Origin of the sequence: Dorea sp. YH-dor226, from assembly GCF_039832105.1 — a bacterium.
GTDB lineage: Bacteria > Bacillota > Clostridia > Lachnospirales > Lachnospiraceae > Dorea_A.
Genome location: NZ_JBDOHS010000003.1, coordinates 256,491 through 280,917, shown reverse-complemented (window position 1 = coordinate 280,917; position 24,427 = coordinate 256,491). Strand labels below are relative to the sequence as shown.

Annotated in this window: 27 protein-coding genes and 1 pseudogene; 26 read left to right on the top strand and 2 right to left on the bottom strand. The window is 40.6% G+C overall.

Annotation, left to right across the window (positions count from 1 at the left end; genetic code table 11):
- A partial coding sequence (locus tag ABE547_RS04635; protein ID WP_347377653.1) for an IS3 family transposase occupies window positions 1-641 on the top strand: 641 nt, incomplete at its 5' end.
- Window positions 642-850: 209 nt separating this feature from the next.
- On the opposite strand, the gene ABE547_RS04630 is transcribed toward ABE547_RS04635, so the two are convergent.
- Complete coding sequence (locus ABE547_RS04630) at window positions 851-2,020, bottom strand: AraC family transcriptional regulator (protein WP_347377652.1); 1,170 nt, start codon at window positions 2,018-2,020, stop codon at window positions 851-853.
- Between the two features lie 281 nt (window positions 2,021-2,301).
- Here ABE547_RS04630 and ABE547_RS04625 point away from each other — a divergent pair, with 281 nt between their 5' ends.
- From ABE547_RS04625 to ABE547_RS04590, 8 genes and pseudogenes are all read left to right on the top strand, one after another.
- Window positions 2,302-3,630 (top strand): MFS transporter, encoded by a 1,329-nt coding sequence (locus tag ABE547_RS04625; protein ID WP_347377651.1) that lies wholly within the window; start codon window positions 2,302-2,304, stop codon window positions 3,628-3,630.
- Between the two features lie 51 nt (window positions 3,631-3,681).
- Window positions 3,682-5,691, top strand: coding sequence for a right-handed parallel beta-helix repeat-containing protein (locus ABE547_RS04620; RefSeq protein WP_347377650.1), 2,010 nt, complete (start codon window positions 3,682-3,684; stop codon window positions 5,689-5,691).
- Window positions 5,692-5,944: 253 nt separating this feature from the next.
- Window positions 5,945-6,073, top strand: a pseudogene (locus ABE547_RS04615) (DNA-binding protein); the annotation flags it as partial.
- A gap of 302 nt (window positions 6,074-6,375) precedes the next feature.
- Window positions 6,376-7,305, top strand: a complete 930-nt coding sequence (locus tag ABE547_RS04610) for a DDE-type integrase/transposase/recombinase (RefSeq protein ID WP_347377649.1) — start codon at window positions 6,376-6,378, stop codon at window positions 7,303-7,305.
- A 128-nt stretch (window positions 7,306-7,433) separates the two neighbouring features.
- Window positions 7,434-7,778, top strand: a complete 345-nt coding sequence (locus ABE547_RS04605; RefSeq protein ID WP_347377648.1) for a hypothetical protein — start codon at window positions 7,434-7,436, stop codon at window positions 7,776-7,778.
- Between the two features lie 6 nt (window positions 7,779-7,784).
- Window positions 7,785-8,261, top strand: a complete 477-nt coding sequence (locus ABE547_RS04600; RefSeq protein WP_347377660.1) for an ABC transporter permease subunit — start codon at window positions 7,785-7,787, stop codon at window positions 8,259-8,261.
- A gap of 141 nt (window positions 8,262-8,402) precedes the next feature.
- On the top strand, window positions 8,403-8,963 hold the full coding sequence (locus tag ABE547_RS04595; protein WP_347377647.1) for an ABC transporter permease subunit: 561 nt from the start codon (window positions 8,403-8,405) through the stop codon (window positions 8,961-8,963).
- Between the two features lie 133 nt (window positions 8,964-9,096).
- Window positions 9,097-9,882: an AAA family ATPase gene (locus ABE547_RS04590; RefSeq protein ID WP_347377646.1), complete on the top strand. Its 786-nt coding sequence runs from the start codon at window positions 9,097-9,099 to the stop codon at window positions 9,880-9,882.
- Window positions 9,883-10,058: 176 nt separating this feature from the next.
- On the opposite strand, the gene ABE547_RS04585 is transcribed toward ABE547_RS04590, so the two are convergent.
- The gene (locus ABE547_RS04585) at window positions 10,059-10,769 is read right to left on the bottom strand and encodes a phosphatase (RefSeq protein ID WP_347377645.1); all 711 of its coding nucleotides are present in this window, start codon (window positions 10,767-10,769) and stop codon (window positions 10,059-10,061) included.
- A gap of 253 nt (window positions 10,770-11,022) precedes the next feature.
- On the opposite strand from ABE547_RS04585, the gene ABE547_RS04580 reads away from it, so the two are divergent.
- From ABE547_RS04580 to ABE547_RS04500, 17 genes are all read left to right on the top strand, one after another.
- Complete coding sequence (locus tag ABE547_RS04580; protein WP_347377644.1) at window positions 11,023-13,557, top strand: glycyl radical protein; 2,535 nt, start codon at window positions 11,023-11,025, stop codon at window positions 13,555-13,557.
- 24 nt (window positions 13,558-13,581) lie between these two features.
- Window positions 13,582-14,373 (top strand): glycyl-radical enzyme activating protein, encoded by a 792-nt coding sequence (locus ABE547_RS04575; RefSeq protein WP_347377643.1) that lies wholly within the window; start codon window positions 13,582-13,584, stop codon window positions 14,371-14,373.
- A gap of 2 nt (window positions 14,374-14,375) precedes the next feature.
- Entirely contained in the window at window positions 14,376-14,753 is a 378-nt protein-coding gene (locus tag ABE547_RS04570) for a BMC domain-containing protein (RefSeq protein ID WP_347377642.1), read from the top strand.
- 3 nt (window positions 14,754-14,756) lie between these two features.
- Window positions 14,757-15,221, top strand: a complete 465-nt coding sequence (gene eutP / locus ABE547_RS04565) for a EutP/PduV family microcompartment system protein (protein WP_347377641.1) — start codon at window positions 14,757-14,759, stop codon at window positions 15,219-15,221.
- Between the two features lie 119 nt (window positions 15,222-15,340).
- On the top strand, window positions 15,341-16,141 hold the full coding sequence (locus ABE547_RS04560; RefSeq protein WP_347377640.1) for a class II aldolase/adducin family protein: 801 nt from the start codon (window positions 15,341-15,343) through the stop codon (window positions 16,139-16,141).
- 29 nt (window positions 16,142-16,170) lie between these two features.
- Window positions 16,171-16,698, top strand: a complete 528-nt coding sequence (locus ABE547_RS04555) for a heme-binding protein (protein WP_347377639.1) — start codon at window positions 16,171-16,173, stop codon at window positions 16,696-16,698.
- On the top strand, window positions 16,689-18,080 hold the full coding sequence (locus ABE547_RS04550) for an aldehyde dehydrogenase family protein (RefSeq protein ID WP_347377638.1): 1,392 nt from the start codon (window positions 16,689-16,691) through the stop codon (window positions 18,078-18,080). Before ABE547_RS04555 ends, ABE547_RS04550 begins: the two co-directional genes overlap by 10 nt.
- A gap of 17 nt (window positions 18,081-18,097) precedes the next feature.
- The gene (locus ABE547_RS04545; protein ID WP_347377637.1) at window positions 18,098-19,309 is read left to right on the top strand and encodes a zinc-binding dehydrogenase; all 1,212 of its coding nucleotides are present in this window, start codon (window positions 18,098-18,100) and stop codon (window positions 19,307-19,309) included.
- A gap of 18 nt (window positions 19,310-19,327) precedes the next feature.
- The gene (locus ABE547_RS04540; protein ID WP_347377636.1) at window positions 19,328-19,645 is read left to right on the top strand and encodes a BMC domain-containing protein; all 318 of its coding nucleotides are present in this window, start codon (window positions 19,328-19,330) and stop codon (window positions 19,643-19,645) included.
- 51 nt (window positions 19,646-19,696) lie between these two features.
- Window positions 19,697-19,972, top strand: coding sequence for a BMC domain-containing protein (locus ABE547_RS04535; RefSeq protein WP_347377635.1), 276 nt, complete (start codon window positions 19,697-19,699; stop codon window positions 19,970-19,972).
- A 21-nt stretch (window positions 19,973-19,993) separates the two neighbouring features.
- Window positions 19,994-20,278, top strand: a complete 285-nt coding sequence (locus tag ABE547_RS04530) for a BMC domain-containing protein (protein ID WP_347377634.1) — start codon at window positions 19,994-19,996, stop codon at window positions 20,276-20,278.
- Between the two features lie 147 nt (window positions 20,279-20,425).
- The gene (locus ABE547_RS04525) at window positions 20,426-20,704 is read left to right on the top strand and encodes a BMC domain-containing protein (RefSeq protein ID WP_347377659.1); all 279 of its coding nucleotides are present in this window, start codon (window positions 20,426-20,428) and stop codon (window positions 20,702-20,704) included.
- A gap of 35 nt (window positions 20,705-20,739) precedes the next feature.
- Window positions 20,740-21,384: a phosphate propanoyltransferase gene (locus tag ABE547_RS04520; RefSeq protein WP_347377633.1), complete on the top strand. Its 645-nt coding sequence runs from the start codon at window positions 20,740-20,742 to the stop codon at window positions 21,382-21,384.
- 89 nt (window positions 21,385-21,473) lie between these two features.
- Window positions 21,474-21,740 carry a EutN/CcmL family microcompartment protein gene (locus tag ABE547_RS04515; RefSeq protein ID WP_347377632.1) on the top strand — a complete coding sequence of 89 codons (267 nt, stop codon included), beginning with the start codon at window positions 21,474-21,476 and terminating at the stop codon, window positions 21,738-21,740.
- 9 nt (window positions 21,741-21,749) lie between these two features.
- Complete coding sequence (locus tag ABE547_RS04510; RefSeq protein ID WP_347377631.1) at window positions 21,750-23,075, top strand: 4Fe-4S dicluster domain-containing protein; 1,326 nt, start codon at window positions 21,750-21,752, stop codon at window positions 23,073-23,075.
- A 16-nt stretch (window positions 23,076-23,091) separates the two neighbouring features.
- A complete protein-coding gene (locus ABE547_RS04505) occupies window positions 23,092-23,640 on the top strand; it encodes a BMC domain-containing protein (RefSeq protein WP_347377630.1) in 549 nt (182 codons plus the stop codon).
- Between the two features lie 21 nt (window positions 23,641-23,661).
- Window positions 23,662-24,426: a DeoR/GlpR family DNA-binding transcription regulator gene (locus tag ABE547_RS04500; protein WP_347377629.1), complete on the top strand. Its 765-nt coding sequence runs from the start codon at window positions 23,662-23,664 to the stop codon at window positions 24,424-24,426.
- Window position 24,427 lies beyond the last annotated feature (1 nt).

Sequence of the window (24,427 nt, the reverse complement as noted above, 5' to 3'; positions counted from 1 at the left end):
ACAGGGTCATGGATGAAATAGGCCTTAGTCATCAACCAAAGCGTAAGCCGAATGGTATTACCAAGGCCGATCGGGAAGCTCGTAAGTCAGATGATCTTCTGAAGCGAGATTTCAAATCTGATAAGCCACTTGAAAAATGTGTAACTGACATCACAGAAATCAAGGCTAAAGATGGAAAACTGTATGTTTCAGCTATCTTTGACTGCTTTGATTCCAGTGTCCTTGGTCTGGCAATGGAAACCAACATGAAAGCAACTTTGTGTGAGCATACCCTGGATAATGCCTATCTGTCATATCCTGATCTGCGAGGGGCTATTGTACACTCTGACAGAGGAACACAATATACCAGTGAAACTTATCGTAAGGCTCTTGCTAAATACGGTATTATTCAAAGCATGAACAGTGCTGGTGGCAGGTGCCACGATAATGCCCGATGCGAAAGCATGTGGGCCAGAATGAAAAGCGAGCTTCTCTATGACCGCTACAATACGGAGACCATGACCATAGAGGAACTGAAGGTTCTCATTTGGAGATACTTCATTAGTTACTGGAATAACAGGAGGATCTGCTCTGCCAACGGTGGGCTTCCTCCGATAATTAAGCGCCAGAGATACTACCAATCTCTGGAACAGGCTGCATAGGCAGTGATATCTTTGAGATAAATGTGTCAACCAATATTGACAATATCAAACTGAAATTTTGAAAGCCCTCGAGAATTGTCCTCGAGGGCTTTTTCTTTTGGAAAAATACGAAAGCAGAAAAAACGAGTGTGATCGTAAGAGCAAGGTTATGAATGAAATATGTGGCATGTTCGAAAAAGATGCTGCTGTTTGTCTGAGGTATGGCATGGTTAATTTTTGGAGCGTATTTGTATTCTCCATTCTTTGGGTGGTAAACCATATTTTTCCTTGAATATTTGATAAAAATAAGTCCGATTGGAATAACCCAGTAACATACAAATATCACTCACACTTATGGTGGTTTCTGTAAGCAGACGCTCCGCTTCCAGAAGAGAGAACATCTGGGCATATTGGATGAAGTTCATACCGGTATATTTATGTATGATACGGGTGAGGTGGTCTCCTGTGTATCCTAATTGATGTTCTAATTCGGAACGTGATATATTACCATGTTGGTTTTCAATCATTCTGCTGATTTGAATGAACAGCTCTTCGTGTGGCGGCGTATTCACAAGATAAGATGTCGGTTCATAAAAAACAGTGTCTTCAAAGCAGGATAAAAGCTGGCAAAGATAGTTCAGAGTATTATAATACCATCCTGGTTTCCTAGAGGTGACGGCAATTAACAAAGAATTAATAATGTAAATGGTGTGCTCGGATAAGGTCTTACTGCTGTGGTATTCTTTGTTTTGTATCAATGGTTTAGCAGGGAGCGGAGGGGTCTGCTTAATATGTCGAATGGCTATGAATTCTTTTTTTGATTCTTTTTTGCATTCCTTTTGAAAATCCGTTCTGATCAATGAAGAAAAAATGGGATGAAATGTTCTGCTGGTATCTTCTGTGAAGTCATTTGTCTCATTTTTTAGCACATCTTTTAAAAAGTCTTCCTGAAGCATAATCAAAAAGTACTCACAATCTATATCATGAAGTTCAACATGTCGTATGTTTTTGTTACAGACACAGCAATCATTTTCGTGAAAATAATAATCTTGTCCTTCAATGATCATATGCAATGTCCCGGACACAATATAGGTTATTTCAAAAAATTCATGTCTGTGAAGAGATGTGGTTTCCGCGGTTATAAATTCAGAATAACTGGAAGAGATTGTGAAATTATGAGATTTTGTTACCTCAGTAAGGACAAATTGATCGTTTATCTGACTTACTTTTCCATAGAGAAACATAAATGGGCTGAATAATTCAACAAAAGAGGAAACGGTATCTCCATAATTACGAAATACAAGATCAGAATTGTGAATCCCCTGTCCTTGAAGATAAAGACTGGGATTGCTGGTGCTGTCTGAAAGCCTGATGCCGGGGAAAACGGTATGTTTCGTCATATGTTTTTTTCCTTTCTAAACCTGTGTATTCTTGTTACTATTATAACATTCAAATTCGGATTGAAAAGACAAAAAATGAACAAATCGGATTACGATACAAAATAGATTAGTAAAGACGAATGGCGTTATTTTATTAAACCATTCATTGGCATACAATAAGTACTATAAAAACAACAGTTCTCGAGAAACATGGTTGAAAAATAATTACAAATGAATAATGAATGCGATAATCATATCGGAAAAAGATATCATTATTGCCGTATATGTTTGGAGGAATACGTATGAAGGAAAAATTTTCATTTCGAGAAATGCTCTGCTATGCATTTGGTGATATGGGGTGTAATTTTATATGGACCACAGTAGCATCTTTTTTAATGCTATACTACACAAATAGTGTTGGAATCAGTGCGGCTGCAACCGGTACGCTGATGCTTATCACGAGACTTCTGGACGGAGTTTCTGATTTGGTTGCCGGTTTTGCTATTGACCGTACAAAAACGAAATGGGGAAAAGCACGACCTTGGATTTTGTGGACAGCTCCATTTATGGGAATTGGTCTTGTTTTACTGTTTAGTGTGCCGGAGACTCTTCCGTCAGGAGGAAAACTTGTATACGCTTATATAACTTATATTCTTATGGCAGCCGTAATTTATACTGCTTGTAATTTAGCATATACAACGTTATTGTCGCTTATTACACCAGATCCGGAAATTCGATCCAAGATCAGTTCTATCCGTTTTTTCTTTGTTGTAATAGCAGTATTGGTTATTAGTTATGCAACAACACCTTTAGTTGAAAAAATTGGCTGGGGAGGTATGGCTGCAGTGTTTGGCCTTCTTGGTTTTGCTTTTATTTTGATTTGCTTTTTTGGAACAAAGGAACGTATTACAGAAAGCCATATGGAGAACAGTACCTCATCCGAAGAGAAGGTTTCGGTAGTAGAATCTTTCAAAATTCTATTCAAAAACAAGTATTTTATTCTTGTCGCCTTATTATTTGTATTGAGTTATGTATCAGGTGGCGTCGTTAATGGATCTGGCGTGTATTATGCAACTTATATTCTGGGGAATGGAAACCTGTTTGGAAATTTAATGTTATTCGGAACGTTACCGGGACTCTTGTTTATTCTTTTTATTCCTAAGATGAATCAGGCTATGGGAAAGTGGAGATTGCTCTTGTTAAGTTTTGCCATTCAGATTGTTTCTTATGTTTTAATTGCAATATATCCGGATAATCTTCCTATGCTTTATACGGCTTTGGTGATCCGGGCATTTGGGCAAACGGCACCAATGTCACTTATTTTTGCATTGGCAGCCGATGTGGTAGATTTTGGAGAATTAAAAACAGGGAAGAGAATTGATGGTCTTACCTATTCTGCAGTTTCATTTGGCATGAAGGTTGGTACCGGTATTGGATCCGCAATCGTTGGATGGGCCTTAGCATTTGGACATTTCGATGGAATGGCAGCGGTTCAGCCGGACACTGCAATGACGGCAATTAAGGCATTATATTCCTATATTCCAATTGTTATTGGAGTTATCACATTTATCGTTATGTATTTCACAGATGTTGAAAAGGCAAGTGACAAGTTACGTAGGGAAAAAGCATAAGATTTATCTGTTTTGAAGTTTTTAGACAGAATAGGGAAAGGCGGTTTGATAATGAAATTATTTGTGGATGCAAAATCATCTAAACAGGGAGACGGAAGCAGGGAAAATCCGTTTAAATGCATTAATGACGCTGCAAAGGTAGCTGCTCCCGGAGATGAAATATTGGTTATGCCGGGGATTTATCGGGAAAATGTATGTCCGGTTCGTGCAGGGCTTCCGGATGCGCCAATAGTTTATAAGAGTGTTGAACCGTTAGGGGCGGTTATTACAGGTGCAGAGCCGGCAAAGAATTGGGAATTGTATCAGGATACTGTGTGGCGCATGAGTGTAGATAATGGCATCTTTGCGGATTACAATCCTTATACAACCTTTATTTATGGAGACTGGTATATGGGTCCCAAGATATATCATACAGGAGTTGTTTATCTGGATGACCGTCAAATGTATGAGGTCTCTTCATTGGAAGAATGCATAAAGGCAGAGGTATATCCATATTCTTGGGAACCGGAGTATTCTAGGTATAAATGGTACACAGAACAAAAAGAAAATAAAACAATCATTTATGCCAATTTCCTGGGTAAAAATCCGAATGAAGAAAATGTCGAGATTAATGTACGTAGAAATTGTTTTATGCCGGTACAAAATGGGATCGATTATATAACGGTTCAGGGATTTAACATCAATAAGGCTGCTACTACATGGGCACCTCCTGCAGCATATCAGGATGGAATGATAGGCCCTCATTGGTCTAAAGGCTGGATTATTGAAGATTGTGATATCAGTAATAGCCGGTGCAGCGGCATTTCATTGGGAAAATATTATGACGAAGAGAACGATCATTACTTTACCAAAAACCATGTTAAAAGTCCAACACAGATGGAACGAGATGCAGTCTGCAGAGGACAATATCATGGATGGACCAAAGAAAAAATTGGAAGTCATATAATCAGACGAAATAATATTCATCATTGCGAACAGGCCGGAATCGTCGGACGTATGGGATGCGTATTCAGTGTTGTTGAAAATAATAATATCCATCATATTAATAATATGCAACAGCTTATAGGAGCAGAATTGGCGGCAATTAAATTTCATGCGGCAATTGATGTTGTTATCAGGAATAACAACATTCACCATTCTACCATGGGAATATGGCTGGACTGGGAGGCTCAGGGAACACGAATTTCTGGAAATCTATTTCATCATAACAATGCACCGTCTGAAGATACACCGCTGATGTTTGGCGCTATGATGTGTCAGGATGTATTTGTAGAGGTCAGTCATGGTCCTACATTGATTGATAATAATATTATGCTTTCACAAACTTCTGTGCGTATAGCAAGCCAGGGTGTAGCCTTAGTACATAACCTCTTTTTGGGAGCATTGACCGGAATCGGTGGTGGGACGGATAATATAGCAAATGGTGTAATTGAACGTCGTTATACGCCCTATCATATACGACATGAAACGGAAGTGGCTGGATTTATGACGATACTTCATGGTGATGACCGGATTTACAATAATATTTTTGTACAGAACGAACCGGTTAAAGAGGCAGAAGTTACGGAAGATATGGGATTTACGACGGTAAATAATAATATTTGCGGAACAGAAATTTTTGATTCGTTTTTGAATTATCAAACATGGATTGACCAATTTGACATGGAACATCTGCCGGATATGACTGCTCTGCAGGATTACCATTTCAGAAGTCTTCCTGTCTGGATCAATGGAAATGTTTATCTCAATGGTGCAAGATCCTGGAAATTGGAAAAGGATAAATTTGTAGATCATACACATAAGGTTACGGTAGAGTTAATTGAAGAAGGGAATCAGTATAGATTAAAAACCAATTTGGCACAGGTTCTTAAAGATTATACAACGGGAATGATCTGCACACAGACTCTTGGTAAAGCTTTTGAACCAGATGAATATTTTGAAAACCCGGATGGGACACCTATTATTTTTGATAGGGACTATTTTAGTGAACATCGGAGTATAAATGTCATTCCAGGACCGTTTGCTGATCTGACAAAGGCGGAAGACGGTTTATGGTACTGAATAAGATGTGACAAATGAAAATATGTAGTAAATATGATAATGATAATATGGGACTGATGTTAAAAATATTAAATTCGTGTATGTGCATATTATAAAAAAACCGGTTATTGACATATGCCCATAAATTATAAAATAAAGAAAAGCAAAAAGACACCGGAATTTCTGACAGTAGATGAATACGAGACAATCCGTCTTCTGGATAAAGAAGGATATAGTCAGGAGCAGTGTGCAGGGTTTTTATCAAAAATATGCAGCAGTGGAAGCTTTTGGGAACGGAACATTAGATTATAATCAGGATGTGAAATGTAATCATCATGACCATAATCATGGAGAGGAACATACCTGTGGTGATCACGGTTGCGGAAACCATAGCTGCCATTAATGAAAATCAGATAGAACGTTGGGATTTTCCATCTTAACGTTCTATTTTCTTTTCTTTGCAAAGAAATTTTTCCCGGATTTGACACCTGAATCCGAATTTGAAAAATTTGAAAAAAAGTTTAAAAATATAAAATTAATAATAATGTTTCCATTTTACTACATCCATTGACACCGTACCATTTTACCGCACAGGCATGTTGGGATACAATAGATAGGTAACAAATAAAATACAAGGATTCACTTCGATATGATATATTGGAGTTGACGAAAAACCAATGATCTTAACGAAAGGAGAATCCTTGTATGCCAAGTTTATCACACCCAAAATATCATCGTCAACGTATTGTTAAATATGCGCAGAAACATTCTGTAACAGAAACGGCAATCCGTTACCGTGTGAGCCGTAAAACGGTTTATAAATGGATTTCACGGTACGACGGAACCATAGAAAGTCTGGAGGATCGAAGTCACAGACCCAAGACTTCTCCAAGAAGTCATACGGAACAGGAGCTTCGCCAAATTCGGCGCCGACTGAAAAAACACAAATGGACAGATCTGCTTCTGGCATATCAGGATTTAATAGAGAAAGATGGATATACCAGAAGCTATGGAGGTTTCAAACGAGTTGTAAGGAGCTTAAAGGCTTTAAAACCAGACAAAAGGAAGAAAAAGAAACGCAAACTGAAACCGTATCAACGAGCCGATTATCCAGGGCAGAAAATACAGATAGATGTAAAATATGTGCCATCTTACTGTGTGACAGATGGAAGAAAGTATTACCAGTATACGGCAGTAGATGAGTGTAGCAGATGGACATACCGAGAGATGTACGACGAGCATAGTACCTATAGTTCCAAAGATTTTTTGATCAAACTAATACAGCACGCACCGTTTCCGATTCGAGAAGTTCAGACGGATAATGGATGTGAATTCACAAATCGGCTGTTGGTGATTAAGAGCAAACATCTCACCATGTTTGAGAAAGCGTTGGAGGAACTGGGAATCTTATATCATCGGATCCAGATAGCAACTCCAAGACATAATGGGAAAGTGGAGAGGCAGCATCGTCAGGATGAAGCACGGTTTTATAAGCAAATGCGGATGTATAATCTAGAAGATGGACGAAAACAGCTTGCAGTATATCAGAAGAAATCAAACAACTATATAAAAACGTGTTTAGGAATGAGAAGTCCGAATACCGTTGTAAGAATGTATCAAAATGTTATGTTTTAGAATAGACAAGGGCGACAGCATAGAGTGCTGCCGCCGTGAACCAGTATATCATGAAGGATAATGTCAAGGTCAGGTAGTATTCTCTTCGAGAATCTCCACCTTTCCCTTGACATTATCTTGGGGGTGAAGTGTTACCAATCATTGACACCTATACAGAAATTATTTTCAATACATTAAAACTGGGTGTGATTACAGTTTGTATTTGTGGTATAATAGAAATTTCTCTTGCGTTTTATATGACATTTCATTGTGTTAGATTAAAAAAATTAATTCACCTGATTTTATTGACGCCAATGATGGTTCCGGGGATTATCATTGTGATTGCGTTTGTGCAGTTGTATGGTGAAACGGGAATTATTACGTCGATTATTTGTTATCTGTTTAAGCTTGAAGGTGCTCCTTACACTTTTAGGGGATTAGGGGGAATTGTATTTGTTCATGCATTTACGCAATATATTCATTTTTATCTGTAGACATATATTGCTTTAAAATATATAGATTATTCGGAAATAGAAGTTGCGAGAGGGATTGGGGCATCAAGAGTGCGGATCTTTGTAGATATCATTTTCCCAGCAATCAAACCGGCTGTTCTGCTGTCAACAATGATGACCTTTATATCTGGTATTAGTTCTTATGCAGCTCCAAGCATTTTGGGACATGGATATAAGGTTTTAAGTACTCAGATTGCGATATCGAAAGCAAATTTTGATTTTCAAAGGGCAGCGTTGGCAGCGATTGTATTGTTTGCAATTGGATTTTGTGTTCTGGTCTTTTCGCAATATAACAACAGGAAAAACAGAACGAAGCGGAATCTGCGGGCAACGCAGTTCGTACGAAAAAACAGAAGAAAACTCACAGCAGGTAACGTGATAGAGAATGTGCTGGTGTTTGTTGTAGTATTGCTGATTATGCTGCCGGTTATAGCAATTATTTATTTGTCATTTATAGATAATTAGGCAATCTTAACAGAGTTGCTTCCGCATGATTATACGGTTTCAAATTATATTGCGATTTTCCAATCAAAGCGTACGATTGACCCATTTTTCCATAGTGTACAAATGTCGATTTTTGTAGTAGCCGTGGGATTTATATTTACAGTGCCATTATCTTATATGGTGTCAAAGAAAAAGACATTTACGAATAACCTGGCATGGTTTTTGGTTACTTTATCATGGAGTATTCCGGCCAGTGTTTTGGCGGTAAATTTGATCACAGCATTTAATGAGAAAAATATATTTGCTTTCGGGCAAGTGCTGATCGGAGGATATTATATTTTGCCGATCGCATATACAATCCATGCACTTCCGGTGATGATGAATAACAATATGATTGCAATGGATAGTTTTAATCCGGCTTTGGAAGATGCATCAAGAGGCTTGGGAGCAGGCGCAGTACAGACGTTTGCAAGGGTTGTTCTTCCTAATGTGCTGCCGGGAATCATATCAGGAAGTATGCTGGCAATTATCAATACATTAGGTGAATATACAATTTCTAATCTGTTATATGGTATTCACAATCTTCCGATATCTGTTGCGATGTTAAAACGATTTACGAATTATTATTTCGGCGAGACAATGGCATATGCAGAGGTTGTTATTTTACTCTGCTCATTGTTGTTCTCAATTGTGTTTAAGTTAGATAAGAAAAGTTATTTTTAATGTGCCTTCATATCCGGGTAAGGAAACAGAGATCGAACAAAGAGTAAAAAGGACTGGATATCCGATTGTTATCGTGACATAATAAAAGTATACAGAATTGATGGAAGCAGGATCGGAAGAGGAGGAAGCATAGATGAAGACGCAGGTGATTTGTTTTGCAAACAACAAAGGTGGAAGTGGAAAGTCAACTACTTGTGCAAACGTAGGGTACGGTCTAACACAGCTCGGGAAAAAGGTACTGCTAATTGATGGGGATATGCAATTGAACTTATCTTTATCCTATTTTTCGGAAGATGAAGTCCTTGCTTTTGCACAAGGAGACAAAAATCTTTATTATGCAATTAAGAATCAGAGAGATTTGAAGAGTTATATCATACATACTCCATATGAAAATATAGACATCATCCCATCGTCGACATTAATGAGTTCGGTTGAATATGAACTGTTCACAAAATGGCAAAGAGAGTTTATTTTGAAAAAAGGATTACAGAGCATCCGGGAGTCGGAAGAATATGATTATATTCTGATTGATGCGCCACCAACGCTTGGCGGATGGGTAATGAATATTTTGTGTGCTTCCGACAGGGTGATTATTCCGGTTGAAGCGACTCCGTGGGGAATGTTTGGTCTTGGTAACATGTTTGAATTTCTGGAACAGGTGCAGCAGATGGAGCCTGCGCTTGACGTGATGGGTATTCTGGTAACTAAAGTAGATACAAGGAAGAATTACTTTAAACAGACATTTGAAACACTGCATGATCTGGAAGATGTGCATGTGTTTGATACATTTATCCGTGTGGACAGCAGTGTGGAATGGTCACAGGATAATAACATGCCGATCATGGCGTACCGTAAGGGATCGAGAAGTGCACAGGAGTATATGGCCCTCACAGAGGAGATTGTGAACTGTTACGTTTAAAAAACTGTGCTTTCCTGATAAGATGTAAAAGGAGATCACTGCAAAATAAAGAAACATCAGCTTGAATAAAAAGTTTCCACAAGAAACACTGAGGTAAGCGAGTGAGCGTCGAAGTGTTTCTTGTGGAAACTTTTTTATTCTAATTGAAATGTTTTTATAATTTTGCAACAATCCCTTTATGCTTCGATAAAACTTTTAAATCTTTTGGTGGAAGTGTTGAGTATCAGCTCTTCCGGGAACTCGTCTTCTTTTATAAGTTCTATTGCATATCTGAAATCACCCACATTCTCTTTTCCGTGACTGTCGCTGGAAAGAACGATTGGGTGTCGATAATACCTGCACCAATATAAAATGGATCTGGCATTGGAGCGTGTGTCTCCGCGATATCCCTCCGGACTTAAGGAACTGTTATTTAATTCCAGAACTACGCCATAGTGCTTTGCTGCCAGGACCAAAGCCTGATAGTCTACAGGGTATTTGGTGTCATCGCAGTGTCCGACGATCTTCACCTTTGGATGCTTCATTGCATTTACATAAGCAAAAGTGTTCTCTTCCGTGGAACCGGGCCTGATATTCTGCGGATGCATACTGATAATCGCGTAATCAAGAGATTCCAGGGTTTCGTAATCCAGATCGATGTTCCCTTTATAATCTAAGATGTTGAGTTCCACTCCGTAGAGAATCTCAACGCCGCAACGATTCTTTGGTGCGTATTTCAGATTACGGAAATACGAAACACGTCCGGAATGCATGGTGGCAGGACCGTGGTCAGTAAGACCGATCATGCTTAGATGCTGTTCTCTGGCTTGCTTAGCTAAATCTGTAATTGTATGTGTTGTGCCATGGCCGCTTGCAATGCAGTGCAAATGGGGATCAAATTCATACATGCAGTCTTTTCCGGTCCTTTCCTCGTTTTCTAACATTATTATGAGCAAAAGGGAATGAAATGTCAATAGGTAAATTTACTGAAAACAACATAAAAACAACAAATTGAAGATTGTGATAGAATTAAAAACAACATAAAAACAACAAAAAACAATAAAATATGTATTGCTATTCCGGTAGTTGTGTTATATAATGATAACATAATTAGGCTTAACAGGATAATTATGTAAAAAACAGAAGGGAGAAGGAAAGAACATGGGATTGTATAAGTACAATAGCGAGAGTATTCCAAAGACGGACAGAATCGATCGACTGAAAGATCATCTGTTTGCAAAGATGCCCGAAATTGAATCCGCGCGTGCTATATTACTCACAGAATCATACAAAGCCACAGAAAATGAACCTATGATTATAAGACGTGCAAAAGCGTTCGAGCATGTTTTGGAGAATCTTCCGATCATTATCCGTGACGAAGAGTTGATTGTCGGCAGTACTACAATTGCTCCGCGTGGATGTCAGACATATCCGGAGTTTTCTTTTGAATGGCTGGAACCGGAATTCGAAACGGTTGCAACCAGAAGTGCAGATCCATTCTACATTTCAGATAAGACCAAAGAGGAACTTCGTGAAGTGCATAAGTACTGGAAAGGCAAGACCACAAGCGATCTGGCTACTGCATACATGGCACCGGAAACACTCAAAGCGATTGAACATAATATCTTTACACCGGGAAACTATTTCTATAATGGTGTAGGGCATGTGACGGTTCAATATGAGAAAGTGCTGGCGATCGGATATGAAGGAATTATTGCCGAAGTTGAAAAAGAACGTGCAAAATGCAACGTAGGTGATGGGGATTATGCAAGGCGTGAGCATTTCTATGAAGCAGTCATCATAAGCTGCAGAGCAGCAATTACCTATGCAAAGAGATATGCAGAGCTTGCAAAACAGGAAGCAGCCGGCTGCACGAATCCGCAGAGAAAGGCAGAGCTTCTTCAGATTGCGGCAAACTGTGAAAGAGTTCCTGCAAAAGGAGCTACAAGCTTCTATGAAGCATGTCAGTCATTCTGGTTCGTACAACAGTTGCTGCAGATTGAGTCAAGTGGCCATTCGATTTCACCGGGGCGTTTTGATCAGTACATGTATCCGTACTACAAAGCAGATCTGGATCGCGGTACATTGAAACGGGAATTTGCTCAGGAACTGATGGATTGTATCTGGGTGAAACTGAACGATTTGAACAAATGCCGTGATGCTGCATCTGCAGAAGGATTTGCCGGATACAGCTTATTCCAGAATCTGATTGCCGGCGGACAGAATAAAGACGGTGTTGATGTGACCAATGACCTGTCCTTTATGTCGATTCAGGCATCTATGCATGTTATGCTCCCGCAGCCGTCATTTTCTGTGCGTGTATGGAATGGTACACCACATGAATTTTTGATCAGGGCAGCGGAACTGGTGCGTACCGGACTTGGACAGCCTGCATATTATAATGATGAGGTTATCATTCCGGCACTGGTGAATCGTGGATTAACACTTGCAGATGCAAGAGAATACAATATCATCGGATGTGTAGAACCGCAGAAGGCAGGTAAGACAGAAGGGTGGCACGATGCAGCATTTTTCAATATGTGCAGACCACTGGAACTGGTATTCTCTAACGGCGTTGATAAAGGGGAACAGATCAGTATCAAGACCGGCAGAGTCGAAGATATGACAAGCTTTGATGAGTTCTATGATGCATATAAAGCACAGATGGAATACAACATAGGATTATTGGTAAATGCAGATAATGCGATTGACGTTGCACATGCAGAAAGATGTCCGCTTCCATTTTTGTCATGTATGGTAGATGATTGTATCAAACGTGGCAAGACGGTTCAGGAAGGCGGAGCAGTGTATAACTTCACAGGTCCTCAGGGATTTGGTGTTGCCAACATGGCAGATGCACTGTTCGCGGTGAGGAAGCTTGTATTTGAAGAAAAGAAGTTTACATTGTCTGAGTTAAAACAGTTGCTGGTATTTAATTATGGAAAAGGTCTGGACGACATAAGCCTTGCGGATATGACGGCTGATGTTGCAAGAGAATTGAAAGCGGCAGGAAAAGATGTCGGTGCGAAAGAGATTGAGACAATTTTGACAGCGATTAAAACAGCTTCGGAAGCTCCGGAACTGAAGGCAAGAGGACAGGAAGTTCTGGATATGATTGATGAGGTTCCGAAATTCGGAAATGACATTCCGGAAGTTGATGCATTTGCGAGGGATGTAGCATACACATATACGAGGCCGTTGGAAAAATACAAGAACCCAAGAGGCGGTCAGTATCAGGCGGGACTTTATCCGGTATCTGCCAATGTTCCGCTTGGTGCACAGACAGGAGCTACTCCGGATGGAAGGCTTGCGCATACACCGGTAGCTGACGGGGTGTCACCATCCGCGGGAAAAGATGTACTTGGTCCGACTGCTGCAGCAAACTCCGTTGCAAAACTTGACCATTTTATTGCATCAAATGGAACATTGTTCAATCAGAAGTTCCACCCATCTGCTTTGAGCGGACGAACTGGACTGGAGACGTTTACAGCGTTGATCCGTTCCTATTTTGACCAGAAAGGAAGTCATATGCAGTTCAACGTAGTAAGCAGAGAGACGCTGCTTGATGCACAAAAGCATCCGGAACAATATAAGCACCTGGTGGTTCGTGTTGCGGGATATAGTGCGTTATTTACAACATTATCCAGATCTCTTCAGGATGACATTATTAATCGTACTGAGCAGGGGTGGAAGTAAGAGAATGAAGAAAGGTAAGACGCCATGGATTATTTGAAAACGCAAGGTCGTATTTTTGATATACAACGTTACTCCATACATGATGGAACGGGAATCCGCACGATCGTATTTTTGAAAGGGTGCCCGCTTAGATGTCGATGGTGTTCAAATCCGGAATCACAGGAATATAAGATTCAGACAATGATGGTCCAGGGGAAACCAAAAACAATCGGCCGGGATGTTACAGTGGCAGAAGTTATGGAGATTGTGGAAAAGGACCGTCCCTATTATAGACGCTCTTACGGAGGCATGACTCTGTCGGGAGGAGAAAGTCTGATGCAGCCGGAATTTGCAAGAGATTTGTTAAGGGCTGCGAAAGAGAGCGGCATCAATACCGCACTGGAAAGTACGGCGTATGCCAAGTATGAAGTGATTGAGAGCATCCTCCCGTATCTTGATACATATTTACTGGATGTAAAGCATATGGATTCCAGAAAACATAAGGAGTTCACAGGACGCCCGAATGAGTTGATACAGGAAAATGTTAGAAAGATTACGGATTCCGGTATGACAGAGGTGATTATTCGCGTACCGGTCATTCCAGGGTTTAATGACAGGAAGGATGAGATCGAAGCGATTGCCAGATTCGCATCTACTCTTAAAAATGTGAAAAAAATGCATTTACTTCCGTATCACAGGCTGGGACAGGACAAATACGCAGGATTAGGCAGAGAATACTTCCTGGATGGAATACTTCCTCCTACGAACGAGTATATGGAGATGCTGCTTGATGCAGCGGTCAGGGTGTCAGGCCTTGACTGTCAGATAGGAGGGTGAGAATGGATATACAAGATCGGTTATCTAGTGAGGGAAAAGCCCGCATTATCCAGGAACTTGTTCCTGGAAAACAGATTACAATTGCTCATTTGATCGCGAATCCGGATAATGAGCTGTATGTGAAGCTGGGGCTGAATCCTGACATTGATTACTCAAAATCAGCAATCGGACTTATTACGATCAGTCCGGCAGAGACAGCAGTGATCGCTGCTGATATCGCAACAAAAGCGGCAGGGGTAGAACTTGGATTTGTAGACCGTTTCAGCGGAACCCTGATCGTGACAGGAACAATATCAGAAACAGAGGCCGCATTGAGAGCGATTCTGGATTATGTGAAAGAAAAGATGGGCTTTACAGTTTGCGATATTACAAGGACTTAGCTTATGAAAAAAATTGTACTGATTGGGCGGAGTGAAGCGGGAAAGACAACGTTGACACAAGCTCTGAAAGGTGAGAAAATTGAATATCATAAGACACAATATGTGAACAATTTTGATGTGATCATCGATACTCCCGGTGAGTATGCACAGACGGCCGGACTGGGACATGCGCTGGCGTTATATACCTATGAAGCGGATATTGTAGGACTTCTGGTATCAGCCACAGAGCCGTACTGTTTGTTTCCACCGTGTTGTACACCGATGGCGAACAGAGAAGTGATTGGTATTGTGACAAAAGTCGATCGGAAAGAGGCGAATCCGGAGCAGGCAAAACGATGGCTGGAGCTTGCGGGGTGTAAGAAGATTTTCTTTGTAAATTCCAAAGGAAATGAAGGAATCGCCGAATTATTGGAATACCTCAAAGAAGAAGGCGATGTATTGCCGTGGGAAAATGAGAAAAACCAATAAAAACAACATCTGTTAATATTGACATGTGTGGTATTTGGTGTTAATATTGCAATAGAAACAACAAAAAACAACAAAATCTTCAAAACAAGGAACCCAAAAACACAAGGAGGGACAAACGAATGCAAAACGAATTCGAAATTAAGAAATTGATGTGTGAGATCGGAAGAAGAGTTTACAACAGAGGAATGGTTGCTGCTAACGATGGAAACTTTTCTGTAAAATTGAATGATAATGAATTTTTATGTACACCAACAGGTGTTTCTAAAGGTTTTATGACACCAGAGTACATCTGTAAAGTAGATGCAAAAGGTAATGTGCTTCAGGCAAACGGAAACTTCAGACCGTCTTCAGAGATCAAGATGCACATGAGAGTATATGAAAAGAGACCAGATGTTGGTGCGGTAGTTCACGCTCATCCAAGTTATGCTACAGCATTTGCAATTGCCGGTATTCCATTAACACAGCCGATCATGCCGGAAGCTGTTATCGCTCTGGGATGTGTACCGATCGCAAAATATGGTACACCAAGTACTATGGAAATTCCGGATGCCATCGAAGAGTATTTACCATACTTTGACCAGGTATTGCTGGAAAGCCACGGAGCATTGACATGGAGTACAGATCTCCTGAGTGCATATCACAAGATGGAATCTGTTGAATTCTATGCAGAATTATTATACAAATCAAAAATGCTTGGCGGACCGAAGGAATTTGATAAAGAGCAGATTGAAAAATTATACGAAATCAGAAGAAAAATGGGATTATCAGGAAAACATCCTGCTAACCTTTGCCCGAACGCAAAAGCAGGCAAAGAAAGCTGCCATAGCTGTGGTGGTTCCTGCACTTGCGGAACAGGAAAAGCAGATGCAGCATTAGTTTCTGAGATCACAAAGAAAGTAATGGAGCAGTTAGGATTATAATCGAGGATTCGGAACAGAGAGGAAATGCTATGAATGAACAGATGATTGCAAAAGTGGTAGAAGAAGTTCTGCGCGATATGCCGTCTGGACACGGAGCACATCATCAGGAACACGATCATGTGTGTAAATGCAACAAGCATAAGATGACGTTAGCTTTGGCAAAATCCTTAATTGAAAAGGTTGAACAAAAAGCACAGGAGATTGGTCTGGCTGCGGTGATCGCAGTTTCTGACCAGGCCGGCAGAATTACAGCAGTTCACTGTATGGATGGCGCTTTTATCGCAAGTTACGACATTGCGGTAAATAAGACATTCACATCAGCGGGACTTAAGATGTCGACAGCAACTCTTGCAGAATTGGCACAGCCGGGACAGCCTTTATATGGTATTCAGAATACAAATGAAGGGAAAATAGTAATCTTCGGTGGCGGGGAGCCATTAGAAGTAGATGGAAAAATAATCGGAGCCCTTGGTGTAAGTGGTGGTACTGCAGAGCAGGACACTATGCTTGCTGCTTATGGCAAAGAAATACTTAAGGAGGTAATTTCGTGTCTGTAAATGAACAAATGGTTCAGGACGTTGTGAAAGAAGTAATGGCAAAACTTCAATTGCAATCAGCAGCACCTGCAGCACAAAAAGGTATCTTTGCTGATATGAAAGACGCAATTGAAGCTGCGAAAAAAGCTCAGAAGTATGTTCACAGAATGTCAATGGACCAAAGAGAGCAAATTATTTCAAACATCCGTAAGAAAACTCGTGAAAACGCAGAGATCTTAGCTCGTATGGGTGTTGAAGAAACAGGAATGGGTAACGTTCCACATAAAATTTTAAAACATCAGTTGGTTGCTGAGAAGACTCCTGGTACAGAGGATATCACAACAACTGCATGGTCAGGAGACAAGGGTCTTACCCTTATCGAAATGGGACCGTTTGGTGTTATTGGTGCAATCACACCATGTACAAATCCAAGCGAAACCATCATTTGTAATACGATTGGTATGCTGGCAGGTGGAAATACAGTTGTATTCAACCCACATCCGGCTGCGATCAAAACATCATTGTATGCAATTAACATGCTGAATGAAGCTTCCTTAGAGGCTGGCGGACCGGAAAACATTGCAGTATCTGTTTTCAAGCCAACCATGGAAACAAGCAAGATCATGACATCTCATCCTGATATCCAGCTGATTGCTGCAACAGGAGGTCCTGGTGTTGTAACGGCAGTTTTATCTTCCGGAAGAAGAGGAATCGGTGCAGGAGCCGGTAACCCGCCTGCATTGGTTGATGAGACGGCAGACATCAGAAAAGCAGCGGGAGACATCGTAAATGGTTGTACATTTGACAACAACTTACCATGTATCGCTGAAAAAGAAGTAGTAGCAGTTGATTCTGTTGTTTCTGAATTAATGCACTATATGCTTACAGAGCAGGGATGTTACCTTGCATCAGATGAAGAAGTTGAAAAACTGAAAAATACAGTGCTTACACCAAAGGGATTGAACAGAAAATGCGTAGGACGCAGTGCCAAAGCATTACTGGAAATGATCGGTGTAACTGTACCGGATAACATCAGATGTATCATTTTCGAAGGCGAGAAAGAACATCCGTTGATCGCAGAAGAATTGATGATGCCAATACTTGGTATCGTTAGAGCAAAAGACTTTGATGATGCAGTAGAGAAGGCAGTATGGCTTGAACACGGCAATCGTCATTCGGCTCATATTCATTCAAAGAATATTGACAACATCACACGCTATGCAAAAGCAATCGACACAGCAATCCTTGTAAAGAATGCACCGTCATATGCAGCACTTGGTTTCGGCGGAGAAGGTTTCTGTACTTTCACGATCGCCAGCAGAACCGGTGAAGGACTTACAAGTGCAAGTACATTTACAAAGAGAAGACGTTGTGTAATGTCAGAAAGCTTATGCATTCGTTAATTGGAGGGTAAAATAATATGGATATGAATCAGGCAAATGTAGAAGCAATTGTAAAACAGGTACTGGAAGGTATGCTGGAAAAACAATCTGCTCCTGCAGCAACAACAAAACCAGCAGGTGGAGCCATCCCGGCTACATCAAAAGCAGCAATGCTTACAGCATTGGAAAACTATGAAATTAAAGAATTCCCAATTCCGGAAATTGGAGATGACGATATCTTAGTAAAAGTTGAAGGATGTGGAATCTGTGGTACAGATGCTCACGAATTCAAGAGAGATCCATTTGGATTGATTCCGTTAGTTCTTGGACATGAAGGAACTGGTGAAATCGTAAAAATGGGTAAAAACGTAAAGAAAGACAGTGCCGGAAAGCCATTAAAACTTGGTGACAAAGTTGTTACTTGTATGATTTTCAAGGACAATCCGGATATTACAATGTTCGACCTGAACAAACAGAACGTTGGCGGAGCTGATGTATATGGATTACTTCCGGATGATGACATTCACTTAAACGGATGGTTTGCAGATTACATCGTGATCCGTGGTGGTTCAACTGTATTTAACGTAAGTGATCTGGATCTGGATTCCCGTATCTTGATCGAGCCATGTGCAGTATTGATCCATGCAGTAGAAAGAGCAAAAACAACAGGAATCTTAAGATTCAACAGCAGAGTAGTTGTTCAGGGATGTGGACCGATCGGTCTGATCTGTATCTCAATTCTTCGTACAATGGGTATTGAAAATATCGTGGCTGTAGACGGAGAACAGAAGAGACTTGACTTTGCGAAAGAAATGGGCGCAACAAAATCTGTTAACTTCAAGGATCACAAAGGAATTGAGGCATTAACAGATGCTGTAAAAGATGCATTTGGCGGATACCTGGCTGACTTTGCATTCCAGTGTACAGGATCACCGATCGCTCATGCGAACATTTACAAATTCATCAGAAATGGTGGAGGACTTTGTGAATTAGGATTCTTTATCAATGGTGGAGATGCTACGATCAATCCGCACTTTGATATTTGTTCAAAGGAAATCACGATCGTAGGATCCTGGGTATACACATTAAGAGACTATGCTACAACATTTGATTTCCTGAAGAGAGCGAAAGGAATCGGGCTGCCAATTCACAAACTGATCTCACACAGATTCCCGTTAGATCAGATCAACGAAGCTCACAAGACAAACCTTAGAATGGAAGGTCTGAAGATTGCGATCATCAACGAATAGCAATAAGTGAGGTAGAATATGGGACAAGCAGTTGGCATTGTAGAATTATTCGGGTTAGTTGCAGCATTTGCAGCGGCAGACGCAGGCTGTAAGGCGGCAAATGTAACGTTAGAAGAATTTGATAAAAATAAACCGGCAAATGCAGACGCATTACCTGTTCCACTGATCGTGGCAATCAAATTCAGAGGCAGTGTTACAGATGTAGAAGCAGCGGTGGAAGCAGCGGTGAGAAGAGCGAATGAAATCACTGGTGTAATTACAAGTTACATAATTCCAAGACCAGAGGCTGACACGGAAAAAATGCTGAAGATTAGCGGTTTAGACAAAACAAAATAAAACAAGTAAATGAATTTGAAAAGATTAAATTAATATTAGGAGGATTAAAAAATGGTACAGCAGGCATTAGGAATGGTAGAAACAAGAGGACTTACAGCAGCAATTGAAGCAGCAGATGCAATGACAAAATCAGCAGAAGTTACATTAGTAGGAACAGAGAAGATCGGATCTGGTCTGGTAACAGTTATGGTTCGTGGAGATGTAGGAGCTGTAAAGGCAGCTGTAGAAGCAGGATCAGATGCAGCATCCAGACTTGGTGAATTAGTAGCTACACATGTAATCCCAAGACCACACGCAGATGTTGAGAAAATTCTTCCGACAATTTAATTAAATTAAGGAGTTAATTTCATGGGAAAATCATACGGATTCATTGAAATTCCTAGTACGACGGCAGCGATAGACGCATTAGACCATATGGTCAAAGCTGCAGATGTTGAATTTGTCACATGGGAAAAGAAGCTCGGTGGCAGACTTGTAACAGTAATAGTTCAAGGCAGTGTTTCGGCAGTAACAGCAGCTGTGGAAGCAGCGTCACAATATGCGATCAAAAAACCGGTGGCAACAGCTATAATTGCGAATCCCCATGAAGAGATTGTAAAAATCGTCAATAAAAGCGCTAGCCGCTTGAAGTAGGAGGCAGGTATCATGGCGGAAGAAAAGAAAGCTGCATCAAAACCTGCAGCAACAAAAACAACGGCAGCCAAAGCGAAGGCTCCGTCAAAAACAGTACAAAGAGTAAAAAAACAAGCACCACAACAACCACAAAAGGAGGATATTGTAATGGTACAGCAGTCATTAGGAATGGTAGAAACAAGAGGTTTGGTAGCAGCTATTGAAGCAGCAGATGCAATGTTAAAAGCAGCTAATGTAACATTAGTCGGAACAGAAAAAATCGGATCTGGTTTAGTATCAGTTATGGTTCGCGGAGATGTAGGAGCTGTAAAGGCTGCTGTAGAAGCAGGATCCGCAAGCGCATCCAGACTGGGTGAACTGGTAGCTACACACGTAATCCCAAGACCACACGCAGATGTAGAAAAAATTCTTCCGGAAATCAAATAATTAATTACGAAGAATTTTAAAAGGTGGTTTTGAATATGGAAAACAATAATATTGAATTGATCACAAGACTTGTGATGGAAGCAATGGAGAAGAAGGAAAATTCCAGCAACGGATTTTTAGTTCCGATCGGTGTTTCTGCAAGACATATTCATTTAACACAAGAACATGTTGATGTTTTATTCGGAAAAGGATATCAATTAACTAAGAAAAAAGAACTTATGGGAGGACAATTCGCAGCAAATGAATTGGTTACCATTGTAGGTCTGAAGCTTAGAGCAATTGAAAACGTAAGAGTTTTAGGTCCTGTAAGAAGTAAATCACAAGTTGAAATTTCAGCAACAGATGCGATTCGTTTGGGCGTAAAAGCACCAATCAGACCATCTGGTGACATTAAAGGTTCTGCACCTATTGCAGTAGTAGGACCAAAAGGCGTATTATATCTTGATGAAGGATGTATTATCGCTAAAAGACATATCCATATGGCTCCGAAGGATGCTATGGCAGCCGGAGTTAAAGATGGTGACGTTGTATCTGTAAAAGCAGACAACGAAAGAGGAACTGTTTTTAATCATGTGCAAATTAGAGTTGATGACAGCTTCACATTAGAGATGCATATTGATACTGATGAAGCAAATGCAGCAAAAATTGCTACAGGTCAAACAGTGACTATTATTAAATAATAAGATTAACCGTATGAATTCAGAGTCAGCTGTGGGAATGCGATTGTGTTTTCACGGCTGGCTTTGGATAAAACTAGTTGGAGGTAGTTATGCTCGCAGGGAAAGTAGTGGGAAGTATCGTTGCCACAAGAAAGAATGATAAGTTAGTAGGAAATAAGTTTATGATCGTTGAGGTTGTAGACAAAATGAGAGCAAAAGAACAACAATTGATTGCGGTTGACAATATTGGCGCAGGAATCGGTGAGTACGTTCTTGTAGCACAAGGTAGTGCTGCTCGTGTAGGATGCAATATGAAGGATGCACCTATAGATGCAGCCATTGTTGGAATTATTGATGATGGAACAAGACTGGAGTAGTGAAAACTTATGGAAATGAAAGAATTGAGCAACATATTGCAACAAAATGGAATCGTTGGAGCAGGTGGTGCGGGATTTCCAACATATGCAAAGTTGAATGAAAATGCGGAAACAATCATTTTGAACTGTGCAGAATGTGAACCACTACTGAGATTACATAGACAATTATTGGAAAAACATGCTCGTGAGATCGTTGAAACTTTTTATATGATGGGACAGGCAATGGGTTCAAAAGATATCGTGATCGGTATCAAAAAAGCCTATAAAGCTGCAATCGAAGCGTTGACCAGCGTAATCGGTGATTATGAAGGTGTAAGACTTGGTCTGCTGGATGAAGTCTATCCGGCCGGTGACGAAGTAGTCCTCATCTATGAGGTGACCGGAAAAGTAGTGAATCCGGGCGGGATTCCAATACAAAGTGGTGTTGCGGTATTTAATGTTGAAACCGTTTATAACGTATATCGTGCAATAAAAAAGAATACGCCGGTTGTTGATAAACTGGTATCGGTAGTAGCAGAAGTAAACAATCCTGTAACAGTAAGAGTACCGCTTGGATGTACGATTGAAGAGGTTGTAAAACTTGCAGGCGGCGTTAAAATCAAGGATCCGGTATATTTTATCGGAGGACCTATGATGGGGTACATTGGTACAGCATCACAGCCTGTTACAAAGACAACAAATGCAGTGCTTGTGCTTCCGGAAGATCACCTGATCATTAAGAAGAAGAGAAGCAAAGCGTCAATTGACCTGAAGCGTGCAGCTGCATCCTGTTGCCAGTGTACAATGTGTACAGATTTATGTCCGAGAAATCGTCTGGGACATCCGATCGAACCACACAAATTTATGCGTGCGGCAACATGCAAAGATATCCAGGATACGGATGCATTTATTAACACGATGTTCTGTTCTTCCTGTGGATTATGTGAAATGTATTCTTGTATGCAGGGGTTGTCTCCAAGATCACTGATGGCTGAGTACAAAGCAGGTTTAAGAGCGCATGGTATCAAACCACCTCAGGGTGTAGTACCAAAACCGGTTGGAGAAGAGAGAGAATACAGAAAAGTTCCTATGGAACGACTGATGGCAAGGCTTGACTTGACAAAATACAACAGTGAAGCACCGTTAAACGATGAAGTAGCTGATATGAAGAAAGTCAGAATTCTTCTGAGCCAGCATATCGGAGCACCTGCATCACCAATCGTAAATGTAGGTGATAAAGTGGAAGCAGGCCAGATGATCGCGCAGCCGGGGAATGGCTTGAGTGTAGCAATTCATGCGTCAATCAGTGGTACAGTAACAGAAGTAAGCGAAAAGTATGTTGTAATAGAGAAGTAGGAAGGATGTGCACCAAATGAGTAAGGCAATTGGAATGGTAGAATACAAAACTGTTTCAGCAGGAGTTGTAGCAGCAGATTCTCTTGTGAAGACTTCTGATGTTAGCATTATCGAAGCACAGACAGTTTGTCCTGGTAAATATATTGTTATTATTACCGGGGATTTGAGTGCTGTTGATGCAGCGATCAAAAATGCGAAAGTAATGCATGGGGAACAGTTAATCAGCAGTTTCGTGTTAGGAAATCCACACGAATCGATTTTCCCTGCTATTTACGGTGCTACAGAAATTGGAGAGGTATCAGCACTTGGTATTTTAGAAACTTATGATGCAGCATCCATGATCGTAGCAGCAGACGAAGCGGCAAAGACTGCAATCGTAGATTTGATTGAATTAAGACTTGCAAGAGGTATGTGCGGAAAATCATATATGTTCTTAACAGGAGAAGTGGCAGCTGTTGAAGCAGCAATCCAGCGTGCAAAAATGACAGTTGCAAAGGAAGGTATGTACCTGGATTCTTCCGTAATCGCACATCCGGATAAACAGATTCGCCAGGCGATTTTGTAGCAGGGATTTGGAGGAGAGAGTATGCTTGCAATAGAGAGACGTAATGCGATATTAGAAAAGTTACAAGTAGAAAGACGTGTTGTTGTTAGTGAACTCAGTATCCTGTATGATGTGTCAGAAGAAACAATCAGAAGAGATCTGGACAAACTGGAAAATGACGGATATGCAATCAAAAGTTATGGTGGAGCGGTTCTCAATGAGAACTCGAACATGGACTTGCCGTTCAATGTAAGAAAGAACAGAAATGTTTTAGGCAAACAGAAAATTGCAAATATTGTCAATGAAATGATTCGTGACGGTGAAAATATTATGTTGGATGCAAGTTCGACCGCCGTCGCGATTGCAAAAACAATAAAAAACAGAAAAGATTTGACGGTGATCACCAACTCACTGGAAATCGCACTGGAACTGCTCGAAGCACCTGGAATCCGGGTGATTTCAACGGGTGGTGTCGCAACAGGAGGATCACTTGCGCTGGTCGGTCCCGTGACAGATAGTACGATCCGTTTATACTATGTAGATAAGGCGATCATTTCTGCCAAAGGGTTTGATATCGATTCCGGATTCATGGATAGTGATGAACAGCATGCCACGAATAAAGCATCCATGCTGCATATGGCTAAGAAAAAAATTCTTGCAGTAGACAGTTCCAAATTTGGAAAAATTGCATTTGCAAAAATAGGCGATTTAAAAGATCTCTCAGCAATCGTAACCGATAAGAAGCCAGATGATGAATGGCTTAAGAGGTTCGAGGAATTAGGTATAGAATGTGTATTCCCGGAATAAG